Below are 14,216 nucleotides of genomic sequence, written 5' to 3'. Positions count from 1 at the left end.
TCACCTCGTTACATCGGCGATAAGTTAAGGAAGAAACGCTGCAGCCAGCCCATATTCTGCGCTTCGTTGATATAGCCGTTGCCGACATATTCGATACGCGCATCCGCCACCTGGGTGGACGGTACGGTGTTGCTGCCGCTGATGGTGCGCGGGTTAACCACCCCGGAGAAGCGGATAAATTCGGTGCCTTGGTTGATGGCGATCTGTTTTTCGCCCACCACGTGCAGGTTGCCGTTGACCAGCACCTGATCGACGGTCACCGTCAGCGTGCCGCTAAAGGTGTTGCTGGCGTTCGCGCCGCCCTTGCCGTTAAAGGTGTTGCCACCGGAGGCGTCCACATCGGCGCGCGCATTGCCAAACAGGCCCTGCAGGTAGCGCGGTACGGTGTCGAAGCCGAAATTCGTTTTGCCATCGCGGCTGGCGTTCGCCGACGAGCTTTTGCTCGCGCTGACGTTTTCCTGCAGCACGATAGTCAGCGTATCGCCGATATTGCGCGGACGGCGGTCTTCAAACAGCGGTTGATAGCCGTAGTTAATCGGCTGCGCGGTCTGGAAAATAGAACCATTCACCACCGGAACCGGGCCGGGAATGGGCTGAGCGGTCGTCGCCCCTTCCACCAGCGGCTTGGACGGCACGAGGGCGCACCCTGCCACGCTGAGTGCGACAACGGTTAAAAGCGGATAACGAAACGCTGCTGATTTTTGCATTGCTTTCTTCTTCTGAATCTCAATGTTATCCCGGGAGATCCCGGAGTCGTTTCGCTCATCCTGACTACGACAGTGTGTAGTCCGGACGAGCGAAGCGACTCCGGGGAAATACCCGGCTACGCCTTACAGCTGCGTCAGTTTTTGCAGCATCTGGTCGGTCGTCGATACCGCTTTACTGTTGATTTCGTACGCGCGCTGCACCTGAATCATGTTGACCAACTCTTCCGCCACGTTGACGTTAGAGGTTTCGACATAGCCCTGATACAGCAGACCCGCACCGTTCAGACCCGGCGTGGTGTCGTTTGGCGCCCCGGAGGCCTGGGTTTCGATGTACAGGTTTTCACCAATACTCTCGAGCCCGGTGTCGTTCATAAAGGTCGACAGGTTCAGCTGCCCCACCTGCACCGGGTTCGTCTGCCCCTGCTGGGTCACGCTGACGATACCGTCACGACCGATGGTGATGCTGATGGCGTTCGCCGGAATGGTGATCGCCGGTTGTACCTGATAGCCGCTGGCGGTCACCAGCTGACCGTTCTGGTCAACCTGGAACGAGCCGTCACGGGTATAGGCCGAGGAGCCGTCCGGCAGCAGGATCTGGAAGAACCCGTCGCCTTTGATCGCCACGTCTTTACTGTTGTTGGTTTGCGACAAATTGCCCTGGCTGTGCAGACGTTCGGTCGCCACGGGACGAACCCCGGTACCGATCTGCAGGCCTGACGGCAGCGTCGTTTGTTCGGATGACTGTGCACCCGGCTGGCGAACGGTTTGATAGAGCAAGTCTTCAAATACCGCGCGCTGGCGCTTAAAACCATTGGTACTGACGTTCGCCAGGTTGTTGGCGATAACGTCCATATTGGTTTGCTGCGCGTCGAGACCGGTTTTCGCGATCCATAATGAACTGATCATAGTTTTCCTTAGCTCATTGACAGCAACTGGTTAGCTTTCTGCGTGTTTTCATCCACGCTGCTGATAACCTTCATCTGCATTTCAAAGCGGCGCGAGCTGGCTATCATGTCCGCCATTGCCGCCACGGGTTTTACGTTGCTGCCTTCCAGCACGCCGGACTGCAGGCGCAGCGTTGGGTCAGCCTGTAAGGTTGGCCCACGCGTCGCCACCGCCGACGGCGTGAGGTGGAACAGTCCATCATCGCCGCGCGCCACTTCCGTTGCCGTGGCTTTGACGACCTTCAGCTTACCGACCGGGGAAACCGTGTTTGGCGGGTCCCCCGGCGTCAGTGCGGAAATGGTGCCGTCCGAAGCGATAGTCACCTGCGAACCTTCCGGCACGCTCAGCGGCCCGGTCTCACCGATCACCGGGTTGCCCTGAATCGTGAGCTGCCCGGTGGAGCTGACCTGGATATTACCGTTACGGGTATAGCCTTCGCTCCCGTCCGCCGACTGCACTGCCAGCCAGCCGTCCTGCTGAATCGCCACGTCCAGCGGACGCGCGGTGTAGTCCAGCTGGCCTGGCGTCATATCCGCGCCCGGCGTGGTGGCAGCCACCAGAGTACGCGTCTCAACGGACGGCCCCACGACCGGCACCGCACGCATGGCGGTGAGCTGGGCACGAAAGCCCGGCGTTGATGTATTGGCAAGGTTGCTCGCCGTGACCGCCTGCTGCTGCATGGTCTGGCTGGCCGCACCCATTGCCGTATATATCGCGTGATCCATGAGGTCACCCTATTAGACGATTAACGCAGGTTAACCAGCGTGTTGAGGATCTGATCCTGGGTTTTGATGGTCTGGGCGTTCGATTGATAGTTACGCTGCGCCACGATCATATTCACCAGCTCTTTACTCAGGTCGACGTTGGAAGCTTCCAGCGCGCCGTTGGTCAGCGAGCCAAAGTTACCGGTACCCGCCGTACCCAGCAGCGCGACGCCAGAAGACTGGGTCGCGGACCAGACGTTATCGCCTTCAGATTGCAGCCCACCGGTGTTGGAGAAGTTAGCGAGCACAATCTGGCCCAGCAGTTGGCTTTGACGGTTGGAGTAGTTACCCACCACCGAGCCATCATCGTTGACCTGATAGCTCACCAGGCTGCCCGGCGCATAGCCGTTCTGCGTGGTGGCAACAACGTCGCTGGAGCCAGTGTTTTGCTGCATGGAGTTGAGGAAGCTGAGGTTGAAGATTCCTGCGGCAGAACCATTCAGAGACTCTATCTGAATCTGGATTTCTGGAGTTCCGTTCTCGGCGTTATTTAGATCCCAGGTTGGAGGCGTATTACCTTTATTCAGGGTGTAGCTCGTCACGCCATCCAATGTACCGTTATCGCTGAACGCCATCTGCGCCGCCTTCACCGGTTCGGCGGTACTAACGCTGGTATCCTGCGTCCAGACATCCCACTTACCCGGATCGCTGGTCTTCACGTAGTACACGTTCAGATCGTGCGAGTTACCCAGGCTGTCATAAACGGTGACAGTACCCTTTTTGTTATAGGTGTCCGGATTGCTTGGGTCGAACGTTACGGTTGAAGGAATCGCCGCATCCGTCGAGTTCAGGTTCATCTGCATGGTGCCGGTGGTCGACGCTTTTGCCGACATCAGCGTGTTCGGAATCGACAGCGCCACCGGGTTTGCCCCCTGCTGGATGGTCGGCGGCGTGCCGCTTGCCGGGTAGCCCGTCAGGTTCAGCCCCTGCGAGTTCACCAGGTTGCGGTTCTCGTCGAGTGAGAACTGACCGTTACGGCTGTAGTACACCGCGCCGTTGGTATCGACCAGACGGAAGAAGCCGTTCTGGCTGATCGCCACGTCAAGCGCGCGGCCGGTACTGGTGGTGGTGCCGTCGGTAAAGTCCTGGGTGATCCCCGCCACTTTAACGCCCAGCCCGACTTTGGAACCCGCGAACATATCGGCAAACGAGGCCGACCCGGATTTAAACCCGTAGGTGGCGGAGTTGGCGATGTTGTTGCCGATAACATCGAGGTTGGTGGCAGCCGCGTTTAAACCGCTGACCGCTTGTGAAAAGGCCATAACGTCTCTCCTGAAATTGTTAAAGGCTTAGATAATCTGGCGAACCTGGTCCATCGTGGTGGTGCCGTAGGTTCCCAAATCCAGTTTGTTGCCGTCTTTGCCCAAGGTAACGCCCTGTACCAGCGCAAACTGCAGCGGTTGAACCACCAACTGCGTGGTGCCCTGACTGGCTGCAAAGCTGATGTTGTAAGCACCGTCCGGTGCCGCCGTGCCATCGTCCAGCTTGCCGTCCCAGGTAAAGGTATGAACGCCCGCGGTCTGTGCGCCCATATTCAATGTCCGGATCACTTTGCCGTTACCATCGGTGATGGTCGCGGTGACCTTATCGGCCGCCTGCGTCAGCTCAATGCCGAATGGCGTGGTGTCCACGCTCTCGTTTTCGCTGCCCGCACTTTTCCCCGCCAGAATGGTGCTGCCGGGGATCATCACGCCGTGGCCGACCAGCGAACTGGCCTGCAACGACTGGCTGCTGTCAATCTGTCCGGAGATGGAACCGAGCGTGGTATTGAGTTTCTCAATACCACTCAGGGTGCTGATCTGCGCCAGCTGTGAGGTTAATTCGTTGTTTTGCAGCGGGTTGGTCGGGTCCTGGTTTTTCAGCTGAGCCACCAGCAGCGTCAGAAAGCTGCTCTGCAGGTCAGATGAACTGTTGGTCCCGGTGCTGCTCAGCGCCGAAGAGGCGGAGCTGCTGCTGGAGGTATCATTAATATTGGATACGACAGACATCGGTTATCTCCCTTATTGTCCAAGCGTCAACGTTTTCAGCATCATGCTTTTGACGGTGTTCAGTACTTCGACGTTGGCCTGATAGCTGCGCGATGCCGACATGGTGTTTACCATCTCGCCAACCACGTCCACGTTAGGCATGCGAACGTACCCTTTGGCATCCGCCAGCGGGTTACCCGGCTGATAGACCAGCTTGTCAGGCTCCTGACTTTCCACCACGTCGGCCACTTTTACGCCGCCGGTCGCCGCGCCCATCGGCGCATCCACCTGAAACACCACCTGCTTGGCGCGATAAGGCTGACCATCCGGCCCGGCGACGCTGTCGGCGTTGGCGAGGTTACTGGCCGCGACGTTGAGACGTTTGGACTGCGCGGTCAGCGCCGACCCGGCGACGTCGAAGATATTGAGTAATGCCATGGATTAGTTCCCCTGCAGGACACTCATCATGCCCTTGATTTGTCCGCCCAGAACCGTAAGGCCGGTCTGGTACTGTAGGCTGTTATCGGCGAACTGCGTGCGCTCCCGGTCCATATCGACGGTGTTGCCATCCATCGCAGGCTGGTCGGGAATGCGGTACAGCAGATCGGTCTCTGGCGTAGAGAGCGTCTGGGCGGGAATATGACGTTCGGAGGTCAGCGTCAGCGATACGCCGCTGCTTTCCGGCCGCCCGCGCGCCATCACTTTTTTGAGTTCACTGGCAAAATCAATATCGCGCGCCTGAAACCCGGGGGTATCCGCATTCGCGATATTGGCCGCCAGAATTTCCTGACGTTCGGCGCGCAGGTTGAGCGCTTCTTGCTGAAAACGTAAGGCGGCGTCGAGTTTGTCGAGCATGTCTCCTCCGCTAATGACAAAGTTTCAGCCGACAGCTTAAATCTCCTTACGCGCGCGTCATCGCCGGAATAAACGCAATATGCGTCGCTATTTATTGCGTTGATGTCGCGACAAGATGGGTAAAATGCATGCATTCTTTACTCACTGGAGCGTTCCATGCGTCAGCTCATTGCCCCTCTCACCGCTGCGGCACTGGTCTTTAGCCCATTGGCTCTGGCAGCCGATCTCCAGGCACAGCTCACCGATTTTTTCACCCAGCGTCTGACCGGTTTTAGCAATGAGGTCAGCGTGAAGCTGCGCAACACGCAAAACCTTCAGCTCGCCTGCGACGCACCTGCGCTCAGTACGCCGGGCAATTCGCGACTGTGGGGAAATCTGACGGTGGTGGCACAGTGCGGGAACGCTAAACAGTATTTACAGGTCAACGTGCAGGCCATTGGCGACTATGTGGTTGCCGCCGCGCCTATCGTGCGCGGTACACCCATTGCGGCGCAGAACGTCACGTTAAAGCGCGGGAGACTCGATCAGCTGCCGCCGCGGACCATGCTCAACCTTTCACAGGCGCAGGATGCCGTGAGCCTGCGCGACGTCGCCATCGGCCAGCCGCTGCAGCTGTCGATGGTGCGCCAGTCTTGGCGCGTCAAGGCCGGACAGAAGGTGATGGTAATTGCCCAGGGTGAAGGTTTTAGTATCAATGGTGAAGGTCAGGCATTGAACAACGCCGCCGTCACGCAGAACGCACGGGTGCGCATGCCGTCAGGTCAGGTTGTGAGCGGTCAGGTCGATACTGATGGGAATATTCTGATTAATCTATAAACGTTATAAAGAATATGTGTCGCTTGCCGATAGATAATTAACATTTAAGAGAGTCGGCGCCTGCGCCATACAAGAGCCTCAATGAGGAAAGAACCATGAGCATCGATCGTACATCTTCTCTGAAAGCGGTGACCAGCGTCCAGCAACGCGAAACCCCTGAGACCAGCGCCCCGAAAGTGCGTGCGGAAAAAACGGCGACGGCGACCAGCGCCAGCGTCACGTTAAGTAACGCCCAGACGGCGTTAACCCGCTCCTCTGCCGGCGATATTAATATGGCGCGCGTTGAAGAGTTGAAAACGGCTATTCGCAACGGCGAGTTAAAAATGGACACCGGCAAAATCGCCGACGCGCTGATCCAGGACACACAAGATTATCTGCAGAGTAAATAAGAGATGAGCGGTTTGTCAGCCATACTGGACCAAATGACCAGCATCCTGAACTCGCTGAAAGCGGTGATGGATGCTGAACAACTGCAGCTCTCCGCAGGCAGCGTTAACGGCCTGCAGCTTGCCAGCATCACCGAAGAGAAAAGCTCTCTGCTGGCAACGTTAGACTATCTGGAGAAGCAGCGTCGCGTCGAACAGGACGCCCAGCGTGAAACGCGCGAAGCGTATAGCGACCGCTGGCAGGTGATTACCGAGACCACGCAGCAACTGCATCGTCTTAATCAGCATAACGGCTGGCTGCTGGAAGGACAGATCCTTCGTAACCAGCAGGCGATTGATGTACTTAAGCCTTTCCAGGAAACCGGACTTTACGGCAAGGATGGTCAGGCAGCGGGTGCCCCGGTGGCGCGCAGCGCGAAGAAATATTCCGTCTGAATTGCGGCGGGGCCACAGAATGTGCCCCGCGCAGTGCCTTTCTATTACGCCGTACGGCGTGCAAACTCTTTAATTTTAAAGCCCAGAATCGCCAGGGTAGCGAAATAGGCGACGATTCCGGCAACCACGACGCCAACCAGGCGCAACAGACGGTAAGGCATCGTGCCCTGTGACCATTCAGGCATGACGTGCATCAAGCCAACCAGAGCTGCCGACATCACCAGCACCGAAATGACCAGACGGACTAAGAATCCTGCCCAGCCCGGCTGTGGGGTAAAGATTTTTTGTTTGCGTAGCTGCCAGTAGAGCAGCGCCGCGTTCAGACAGGCCGCCAGACCAATCGACAGCGATAGCCCCGCATGCTTCAACGGGCCGATAAATGCCAGGTTCATTACCTGAGTCATAATCAGCGTAACGATAGCAATTTTAACCGGCGTTTTGATGTCCTGACGGGAATAAAAACCTGGTGCCAGAACTTTAACGATGATTAGTCCCATCAAGCCCACGGAGTAGGCCACCAGCGCACGCTGAGTCATGGCGGCATCAAAGGCGGTGAATTTACCGTACTGGAACAGCGCCACGGTCAGCGGCTTCGCCAGAATGCCCAACGCTACGGCGCTCGGCAGCGCCAGCAGGAAGCACAGGCGCAGACCCCAGTCCATCAGACGGCAGTACTCATCATGGTTGCCGCTGGCAAAGCTTTTCGACAACGACGGCAGCAGGATAGTCCCCAGCGCCACGCCCAGCACGCCGGACGGAAACTCCATCAGACGGTCGGCATAGTACATCCACGAGACGGAGCCTGAGGCAAGGAAGGAGGCGAAAATGGTATTGATGATAAGCGAAATCTGGCTTACAGAGACGCCCAGGATAGCCGGCCCCATCTGTTTCACCACCCGCACCGCACCGGCATCTTTAAAGTTGATGCGCGGCAGCACCAGCATGCCGATTTTTTTCAGGTGCGGCAGCTGATAGGCCAGCTGTAGCACCCCGCCAACGGTCACCGCCCACGCCAGCGCCAGAACCGGCGGGTGGAAGTGCGGCGCGGCGAACAATGCAAAGCCAATCATACTGACGTTGAGGAACGTCGGCGCAAACGCCGGCACCGAGAAGCGGTTCCAGGTGTTGAGAATGGCCCCGACCAGCGAGGCCAGCGAAATCAGCAGAATATAAGGGAAGGTAATGCGCAGCAGTTGGGTAGTCAGCGCAAATTTATCCGCCGTGTCAGCAAAGCCCGGTGCGGTGATAGTGATCACCCACGGTGCCGCCAGCATCCCCACCACGGTCACCAGCGCGAGCGCGAGCGTCAGCAGGCCCGAGACATAAGAGACAAATACCCGAGTCGCGTCTTCGCCCTGCTTGCTTTTGTATTCGGCCAGAATCGGTACGAACGCCTGCGAGAACGCGCCTTCGGCAAAGATACGGCGCAGCAGGTTTGGCAGCTTAAAGGCCACAAAAAAGGCATCGGTCGCCATTCCGGCGCCAAACACCCTCGCTACGATCGCGTCACGCGCAAATCCCAGTACGCGCGAAAACATAGTCATCGAGCTGACGGCAGCCAGCGATTTTAATAGATTCATTAACTTGTGATTCCACAACCCGGATCAAAGCGCCCGATGGATGAGCGCTAAAAAAGTGGCGTTAGTCTACCGGGTTCGGGATGAATTGCTACTGCCAGATGTTACAGCTGGTTAGTGGCCTATAGCGCTAACCCGGAATAAACCTACTCGCGGATCGCCTCACGCCACAATCCTTCCACCATTCGCTGCGCCGCTATCGCCTGTTCCCCTGCCGTTTCAGGAACCGTCTGATTCTGAACGCACTGAATAAAATGATGCGCACAGCCGGTAAACCCGCGCTGCTCAAGCGTGGTCTGCCAGCCCGGAATCGGCCGGGTTACAATGCCGGACCCGCGCTCTTCACGCCACTCGCGCATATCCGACACCTCAAACAGCCCGCCGTCGGCCACCGCCTGCACCCACTCGCGTTGGCTGCCCGCCCGGCGGTGCATGCTGGTGGTGATTTGCAGCCCCGGCTGGCTGAAATGGTGCTCGGCATAAAACATATGCCCTTCGTCAGTGGTTTGCAGTACTCCATCGCGCAGCGTCGCCTTACCGTCCGCCAGCCACAGCGCGGTATCGACCACGTGCAGATAATCATCGAGCAGCGTAAAGCGCAGGTCATGCGGGCCAACGCTGTCGGCACGGTGTTTATCCATCCGTAACGACGACATCTCTCCGGCACGCTTTTTGAGCTCGCGGTAAAGCGGCGCAAAGCGGCGGTTGAAGCCGACCATTAACGTCAGGTTTTTCCGTGCTGCCAGCGCCACCAGCCGCTCCGCATCGTCAAGCTTATCGGCCAGCGGTTTATCCACGCAGACGTGGACGCCAGCGTTCAGCAACTCACTCACCACCGCGTAGTGCGATGCAGTAGAACTGTGCACGAAGACCGCATCGCACTGGGCGGCTAATGCAGTCAATGAGTCGGCATAAGGCAGGCGATAGGTTTCGCACACCTTCAGCGCTTTCTCTTTACCCGGTGACCACGCAGCCTGCAGCGTCCAGTCCGTGGCGGCGCTTAATACCGGCAGCCAGGCTTTCTGCGCAATACCGCCAAGCCCCACCACACCAATGCGAATCTTCGCCATAAGACTTACTCCCCGAGGTGCGCCAGCAGTGAATCCAGACGCTGTTTAAGTTCGGCAACTTCCCCTTCGAGCATCTCGACGCGGGCCAGCAGGCTATCGTCCGCCGCTGGCGCATCACTCTGGGCGGCTGCCGCCTGAAGATCAACCTCACCGCTGAACAGATGCATATAGCGGCTTTCCCGCTTACCCGGTTCTCGCGGCAGACGCACCACAAACGGGCCATCTTCGCGATTCGCCAGACGTTCCAGCGTATTCTCTACTTCCGCCATATCAGTAAATTCATGCATACGCTGCGCACGACCGCGCAGTTCGCCCGGCGTCTGGGCACCGCGCAGCAAGAGCGTGGTCACCAGCGCCACCTCTGCCGTCGACAGCTTCAGATCGCCAAATTCGGAGTTGCAGAAGCGCTGTTCGTACTTAGTGACGCGATTACCAAAACCGCTCACCGTACGCAGATAGTGACGTTTCACCAGCGTATCCAGCTGATCCTGCACTTCCGCTTCGCTGAGCGTCATCACCGGCTCGCGGTTAGTTTTTTGATTACAGGCCGTGACCACGCCGTTTATCGAGAGCGGATATTGCTCCGGCGTCGTGACCTGCTTTTCCAGCAAACAGCCAATGACGCGGGCTTCCAGCGGGCTCAGTTGATATTTCATTCGGGTCTCCTTATCGACCTGCAGTCCATTGTGGGGTGGTCAACGCCGTCAGCACGTGATCGCGCCATTCGCCGTCAATCAGTAGATAGTCTTTCGCGTAGCCTTCTTTTTCAAAGCCCAGTCGCGCCAGCAGGTCGCCGCTGCGCTTATTATGCGGCATGTAGTTGGCCATAATGCGGTGAATATGTTGAGTGCGTTGCATATAGCGAATCGCGCTGGTCAGCGCTTCATACATCATCCCCTGCCCCTGCCATTTCTGGCCGATGGAGTAGCCGAGGTAGCAGGCATGAAACGAGCCACGCACCACGTTGGAAAAGTTCGCCACGCCGATAATCTCTTTCTCTTCCGGGTCAAGCAGCGCGAAATAGAACGCCGTTCCCTGCTTATGAAACTCATTAATCATCGACAAACGCGCCTGCCAGCCGGAAGGATAGCAATGACTGTCGTCACGAATCGGTTCCCAGGGCTTTAAAAATTGCCGATTCTCGGCGTAATAGTCGGCCAGACGCCAGGCGTCCCGGTCGTGAATCAGACGCACCACCAACCGGTCGGTGGTCAACCGAACTTTCGGCACATTACTGCGATAGCCAAACATCTCACTACTCCTGTACCCAACGTATACCCTGGTCGTCTCACTCTACCTGCCCACGGCGGTCAATGAAAACAACAATCTGTCATGATGCATTGTGATAAAAAAGCCCTATCGCTGGCAATACATGAAAAAGTGAGATAGTCCGGCAAAATGAAGATGTTACCGCGCCTCTCTCTTTATCACGAGTCGTGACATTACGCGCCCTCATGCATAAAGACGAACGGTGCGAAATCAATGCCATTAAGAGACAAATAAATTAATCTTGGGTTTGCGAAAATTCGCATCCCAAATACTCAGGCGACCGGTTCATTACGCCGACGGTTATTCTCTCTATTTTTTCTATTAAGGTGTCATGATGGGCGAAATTAGCGTCACCAAACCGTTAGTCATTGTCGTTCTGGTTGTGCTGTTATTCGGTACCAAAAAACTTGCCTCTTTGGGCTCTGATTTTGGTGCGGCGCTGAAAGGGTTCAAAAAAGCGATGAACGATGACAATCATGCTGAAAATGATGCCGATTTTCTCAGTGAGAAAACCACGCAGGGCAATGCTGAGGACACTGACGCCAAACAAAAACGGGCCTGATATTGCACCGTATACAGGCCGTTGAATGGAGCTACAGGTAAACGTTCCGTCGTAAAAGCCGCCCATGGCGTGGCCCACAGCGCCTTCGCCACGGCACTTTCAGCATTTTCCGCTGTCAGAGTTCTACTAACAGGGTATGCTGCTTTATGTCAGGATGCACCGAACGCTTTACCTTGAGGAACCTCATGAAAAAATTGTTTGTTATTGCCGCACTGATCGTTAGCGGCCTGGTGGTTGGCTGTAATCAACTCACGCAATATTCCGTTAGCGAGCAGGAGATTAACCAGGCGTTACAGAAGCGGAATAATTTCTCGAAAGATATTGGCGTACCCGGCGTAGCCGATGCCCATATCGTCCTGAGCAACCTCTCCAGCGCAATTGGTCGTGAAGAGCCGAACAAAGTGACGCTGAGCGGCGATGCCAAACTGGATATGAACTCCCTCTTTGGCAGCCAGAAAGCGAATATCGCCCTGACGCTGAAAGCGCTGCCGGTGTTCAACAAAGAACAAGGCGCCATCTACCTTCAGGAGATGGAGATCCAGGATGCGAAAGTCACGCCGGAGAAGATGCAGACGGTGGTACAGACGCTGATCCCTTACCTCAACCAGTCGCTGCGCACGTACTTTAATAAGCAACCGGCCTACGTGCTGAAAGAAGATGCCAGCCAGGGTGAAGCATTGGCGAAGAAATTTGCCAAGGGTATTGAGGTGAAACCGGGCGAAATCATTATCCCGTTCACGGACTAATTTCCCGGCACGCCCCCTTTTAAACCCTCTCCCCTCAAGGAGAGGGTTTTCTTCTTTCGCAAACAAATTTCACAGAAAAGGATGCAAAGGAAAACGTTTCCGCTTATCCTTAGTGCCCGGCAAAAAATGACTGATTTCCCACCAGCCGGAGCCTCAAATGACCGCATTACCGCAAGTTCTGAAAATTCGCCGCCCAGACGACTGGCATATCCATCTTCGCGATGGCGAGATGCTAAAAACGGTTGTCCCGTATACCAGTGAGCTGTATGGCCGCGCAATTATCATGCCGAACCTGGTTCCGCCAATTACCACCGTAGATGCGGCTATCGCCTACCGCCAGCGCATTCTTGACGCTGTGCCAGCCGGGCATAACTTCACGCCGCTGATGACCTGCTACTTAACCGACACCCTCGACCCGAACGAGCTGGAGCGCGGTTTTAACGAAGGCGTATTCACCGCAGCGAAACTGTACCCGGCGAATGCCACTACCAACTCCAGCCACGGCGTCACCAGCACCGATGCGATTATGCCGGTGCTTGAACGCATGGAAAAACTGGGAATGCCGCTGCTGGTGCACGGTGAAGTCACCCACGCGGAAATTGATATTTTTGACCGCGAAGCACGCTTTATCGACACCGTAATGGAACCACTGCGCCAGCGCCTGCCGGGCCTGAAGGTCGTCTTCGAGCACATCACTACCAAAGATGCGGCCGAGTACGTGCGCGACGGCAACGAACTGATTGCCGCCACCATTACCCCTCAGCACCTGATGTTCAACCGTAACCATATGCTGGTAGGCGGCGTACGCCCTCACCTTTACTGTCTGCCAATTCTTAAGCGCAATATCCACCAGCAGGCGCTGCGTGAACTGGTTGCCAGCGGCTTTACTCGCGCCTTCCTCGGCACCGATTCTGCGCCGCACGCCCGCCATCGCAAAGAGGCTAGCTGCGGCTGTGCCGGCTGTTTCAACGCCCCAACGGCGCTGGGAAGCTACGCTACCGTGTTTGAAGAGATGAACGCGCTGCAGCACTTTGAAGCCTTCTGCTCTTTGAACGGCCCGCGCTTCTACGGCCTACCGGTAAACGAGGATTTTGTCGAACTGGTGCGCGAAGAAAGTCAGGTTGCCGAAACCATCGCGCTCAGCGACGATACGCTGGTGCCGTTCCTGGCCGGTGAAACGCTGCGCTGGACGGTGAAAAAATAATTTCGCTCCCCCTGTTGTAAAAGCCGCAAGGTGACTGTATAAATATACAGTATATTACACAGGGGGCAATTATGCGTATTGAAGTTACCGTTGCAAAAACCACTGCACTGCCTGCAGGTGCGCTAGACGCGCTGGCAGGCGAACTTTCCCGCCGTATTAACGACCAATTCCCGGACAGCGGAGGCACCGTCAGCGTGCGCTACGCGGCCAACAACAACCTCTCCGTCATCGGCGGCATTAAAGAAGATAAAGACCGCATCAGCGAGATCCTCCAGGAAACCTGGGAGAGCGCGGACGACTGGTTCATCACCGATTAAGATTTGCTCCCTCATTGTGTTTTTGCCGGGTCGCCCCGGCTTTTTTTCGTTCTTTTCTGCTTGTTATTTTCTCATTTATCCCCATCTTTTAGATTAACCGCAAAAACAATGAACAATATGGTTGTTTATTGCGCGAACGACCGGTCTATTCAGGAATTTATGTTGCTTTTGATTTCAATTCTCGAGTATTTATTGAATTGTTGTATACTGATAAAGCTTCACAAAAAATTGCATTGAACCTCGAGAGTTGTTGCCTTTTAACACATGAAGAAGGGGTTATGATGGAAAAGAATAATGAAGTCATCCAGACCCATCCCCTCGTTGGATGGGACATCAGCACCGTTGATAGCTACGATGCCATGATGCTGCGCCTGCACTACCAAGACCCCAATCAATCGAGCAATAAAGAAGCTGAAGTTGGCCAGACCCTATGGCTAACCACCGATGTCGCACGTCAGTTTATTTCCATACTGGAAGCCGGGATTGCCAAGATTGAGTCTGGCGATTATCAGGTCAATGAGTATCGCAGGCATTAACGCTGATACTTTCGTCGTATTAACGACCAACAGGCACCTACGGGTGCCTTAATTATTTTC

At 56.1% G+C, this 14,216-nt stretch carries 19 protein-coding genes; 8 read left to right on the top strand and 11 right to left on the bottom strand.

Features of this window, described 5'->3' with window-relative positions; all coding sequences use genetic code 11:
• Positions 1-8: 8 nt before the first annotated feature.
• The 7 genes from flgH to flgB all read right to left on the bottom strand — a co-directional run bounded on the left by flgH (position 9) and on the right by flgB (position 5,238).
• Positions 9-707 (bottom strand): flagellar basal body L-ring protein FlgH, encoded by a 699-nt coding sequence (flgH, locus tag FHC49_RS16055; RefSeq protein ID WP_185666423.1) that lies wholly within the window; start codon positions 705-707, stop codon positions 9-11.
• A 123-nt stretch (positions 708-830) separates the two neighbouring features.
• Positions 831-1,613 (bottom strand): flagellar basal-body rod protein FlgG, encoded by a 783-nt coding sequence (gene flgG, locus FHC49_RS16050; protein WP_185666424.1) that lies wholly within the window; start codon positions 1,611-1,613, stop codon positions 831-833.
• Between the two features lie 8 nt (positions 1,614-1,621).
• Positions 1,622-2,377 carry a flagellar basal body rod protein FlgF gene (locus FHC49_RS16045; RefSeq protein WP_185666425.1) on the bottom strand — a complete coding sequence of 252 codons (756 nt, stop codon included), beginning with the start codon at positions 2,375-2,377 and terminating at the stop codon, positions 1,622-1,624.
• 20 nt (positions 2,378-2,397) lie between these two features.
• Positions 2,398-3,678 carry a flagellar hook protein FlgE gene (gene flgE / locus FHC49_RS16040; protein WP_220440286.1) on the bottom strand — a complete coding sequence of 427 codons (1,281 nt, stop codon included), beginning with the start codon at positions 3,676-3,678 and terminating at the stop codon, positions 2,398-2,400.
• A gap of 27 nt (positions 3,679-3,705) precedes the next feature.
• A complete protein-coding gene (gene flgD, locus FHC49_RS16035) occupies positions 3,706-4,404 on the bottom strand; it encodes a flagellar hook assembly protein FlgD (RefSeq protein ID WP_185666427.1) in 699 nt (232 codons plus the stop codon).
• Positions 4,405-4,416: 12 nt separating this feature from the next.
• On the bottom strand, positions 4,417-4,821 hold the full coding sequence (gene flgC, locus FHC49_RS16030) for a flagellar basal body rod protein FlgC (RefSeq protein ID WP_163448115.1): 405 nt from the start codon (positions 4,819-4,821) through the stop codon (positions 4,417-4,419).
• A gap of 3 nt (positions 4,822-4,824) precedes the next feature.
• A complete protein-coding gene (gene flgB / locus FHC49_RS16025; protein WP_185666428.1) occupies positions 4,825-5,238 on the bottom strand; it encodes a flagellar basal body rod protein FlgB in 414 nt (137 codons plus the stop codon).
• A gap of 156 nt (positions 5,239-5,394) precedes the next feature.
• Here flgB and flgA point away from each other — a divergent pair, with 156 nt between their 5' ends.
• The 3 genes from flgA (at position 5,395) to flgN (ending at position 6,875) form a co-directional block, all read left to right on the top strand.
• Positions 5,395-6,054: a flagellar basal body P-ring formation chaperone FlgA gene (flgA, locus tag FHC49_RS16020; protein WP_185666429.1), complete on the top strand. Its 660-nt coding sequence runs from the start codon at positions 5,395-5,397 to the stop codon at positions 6,052-6,054.
• A 95-nt stretch (positions 6,055-6,149) separates the two neighbouring features.
• Positions 6,150-6,443, top strand: a complete 294-nt coding sequence (flgM, locus tag FHC49_RS16015) for a flagellar biosynthesis anti-sigma factor FlgM (RefSeq protein WP_035896484.1) — start codon at positions 6,150-6,152, stop codon at positions 6,441-6,443.
• Between the two features lie 3 nt (positions 6,444-6,446).
• Positions 6,447-6,875 (top strand): flagella biosynthesis chaperone FlgN, encoded by a 429-nt coding sequence (flgN, locus tag FHC49_RS16010; protein ID WP_220440285.1) that lies wholly within the window; start codon positions 6,447-6,449, stop codon positions 6,873-6,875.
• Between the two features lie 44 nt (positions 6,876-6,919).
• Here the strand turns inward: flgN and murJ are convergent, their stop codons facing one another.
• From murJ to rimJ, 4 genes are all read right to left on the bottom strand, one after another.
• Positions 6,920-8,455 carry a murein biosynthesis integral membrane protein MurJ gene (gene murJ / locus FHC49_RS16005; protein WP_185666431.1) on the bottom strand — a complete coding sequence of 512 codons (1,536 nt, stop codon included), beginning with the start codon at positions 8,453-8,455 and terminating at the stop codon, positions 6,920-6,922.
• 143 nt (positions 8,456-8,598) lie between these two features.
• Positions 8,599-9,513, bottom strand: coding sequence for a Gfo/Idh/MocA family protein (locus tag FHC49_RS16000; protein ID WP_185666741.1), 915 nt, complete (start codon positions 9,511-9,513; stop codon positions 8,599-8,601).
• A 14-nt stretch (positions 9,514-9,527) separates the two neighbouring features.
• Positions 9,528-10,178 (bottom strand): YceH family protein, encoded by a 651-nt coding sequence (locus tag FHC49_RS15995; RefSeq protein WP_220440284.1) that lies wholly within the window; start codon positions 10,176-10,178, stop codon positions 9,528-9,530.
• A 10-nt stretch (positions 10,179-10,188) separates the two neighbouring features.
• Positions 10,189-10,773, bottom strand: a complete 585-nt coding sequence (gene rimJ / locus FHC49_RS15990; protein ID WP_035896479.1) for a ribosomal protein S5-alanine N-acetyltransferase — start codon at positions 10,771-10,773, stop codon at positions 10,189-10,191.
• A gap of 352 nt (positions 10,774-11,125) precedes the next feature.
• On the opposite strand from rimJ, the gene tatA reads away from it, so the two are divergent.
• The 5 genes from tatA to bssS all read left to right on the top strand — a co-directional run bounded on the left by tatA (position 11,126) and on the right by bssS (position 14,156).
• Positions 11,126-11,353, top strand: coding sequence for a twin-arginine translocase TatA/TatE family subunit (gene tatA, locus FHC49_RS15985; RefSeq protein ID WP_220440299.1), 228 nt, complete (start codon positions 11,126-11,128; stop codon positions 11,351-11,353).
• Between the two features lie 185 nt (positions 11,354-11,538).
• Positions 11,539-12,099, top strand: a complete 561-nt coding sequence (locus tag FHC49_RS15980; RefSeq protein ID WP_035896888.1) for a lipoprotein — start codon at positions 11,539-11,541, stop codon at positions 12,097-12,099.
• Positions 12,100-12,256: 157 nt separating this feature from the next.
• Positions 12,257-13,303, top strand: coding sequence for a dihydroorotase (gene pyrC, locus FHC49_RS15975; protein ID WP_185666433.1), 1,047 nt, complete (start codon positions 12,257-12,259; stop codon positions 13,301-13,303).
• A gap of 71 nt (positions 13,304-13,374) precedes the next feature.
• Complete coding sequence (gene dinI / locus FHC49_RS15970) at positions 13,375-13,620, top strand: DNA damage-inducible protein I (protein WP_035896890.1); 246 nt, start codon at positions 13,375-13,377, stop codon at positions 13,618-13,620.
• 281 nt (positions 13,621-13,901) lie between these two features.
• A complete protein-coding gene (gene bssS, locus FHC49_RS15965) occupies positions 13,902-14,156 on the top strand; it encodes a biofilm formation regulator BssS (protein WP_035896892.1) in 255 nt (84 codons plus the stop codon).
• Positions 14,157-14,216 lie beyond the last annotated feature (60 nt).

Origin of the sequence: Kluyvera sp. EC_51 (assembly GCF_019584505.1) — a bacterium.
In the GTDB taxonomy this organism is placed as follows: Bacteria; Pseudomonadota; Gammaproteobacteria; order Enterobacterales; family Enterobacteriaceae; genus Kluyvera; species Kluyvera sichuanensis.
Note: the sequence above shows the minus strand (reverse complement) of the source record. Positions and strands in the feature narration are given on the sequence as shown.

Coding starts and splice junctions, on each gene's coding strand:
- flgH (WP_185666423.1), bottom strand. CDS start 707: ATGCAAAAATCAGCAGCGTTTCGTTATCCGCTTTTAACCGTTGTCGCA.
- flgG (WP_185666424.1), bottom strand. CDS start 1,613: ATGATCAGTTCATTATGGATCGCGAAAACCGGTCTCGACGCGCAGCAA.
- FHC49_RS16045 (WP_185666425.1), bottom strand. CDS start 2,377: ATGGATCACGCGATATATACGGCAATGGGTGCGGCCAGCCAGACCATG.
- flgE (WP_220440286.1), bottom strand. CDS start 3,678: ATGGCCTTTTCACAAGCGGTCAGCGGTTTAAACGCGGCTGCCACCAAC.
- flgD (WP_185666427.1), bottom strand. CDS start 4,404: ATGTCTGTCGTATCCAATATTAATGATACCTCCAGCAGCAGCTCCGCC.
- flgC (WP_163448115.1), bottom strand. CDS start 4,821: ATGGCATTACTCAATATCTTCGACGTCGCCGGGTCGGCGCTGACCGCG.
- flgB (WP_185666428.1), bottom strand. CDS start 5,238: ATGCTCGACAAACTCGACGCCGCCTTACGTTTTCAGCAAGAAGCGCTC.
- flgA (WP_185666429.1), top strand. CDS start 5,395: ATGCGTCAGCTCATTGCCCCTCTCACCGCTGCGGCACTGGTCTTTAGC.
- flgM (WP_035896484.1), top strand. CDS start 6,150: ATGAGCATCGATCGTACATCTTCTCTGAAAGCGGTGACCAGCGTCCAG.
- flgN (WP_220440285.1), top strand. CDS start 6,447: ATGAGCGGTTTGTCAGCCATACTGGACCAAATGACCAGCATCCTGAAC.
- murJ (WP_185666431.1), bottom strand. CDS start 8,455: ATGAATCTATTAAAATCGCTGGCTGCCGTCAGCTCGATGACTATGTTT.
- FHC49_RS15995 (WP_220440284.1), bottom strand. CDS start 10,178: ATGAAATATCAACTGAGCCCGCTGGAAGCCCGCGTCATTGGCTGTTTG.
- rimJ (WP_035896479.1), bottom strand. CDS start 10,773: ATGTTTGGCTATCGCAGTAATGTGCCGAAAGTTCGGTTGACCACCGAC.
- tatA (WP_220440299.1), top strand. CDS start 11,126: ATGGGCGAAATTAGCGTCACCAAACCGTTAGTCATTGTCGTTCTGGTT.
- FHC49_RS15980 (WP_035896888.1), top strand. CDS start 11,539: ATGAAAAAATTGTTTGTTATTGCCGCACTGATCGTTAGCGGCCTGGTG.
- pyrC (WP_185666433.1), top strand. CDS start 12,257: ATGACCGCATTACCGCAAGTTCTGAAAATTCGCCGCCCAGACGACTGG.
- dinI (WP_035896890.1), top strand. CDS start 13,375: ATGCGTATTGAAGTTACCGTTGCAAAAACCACTGCACTGCCTGCAGGT.
- bssS (WP_035896892.1), top strand. CDS start 13,902: ATGGAAAAGAATAATGAAGTCATCCAGACCCATCCCCTCGTTGGATGG.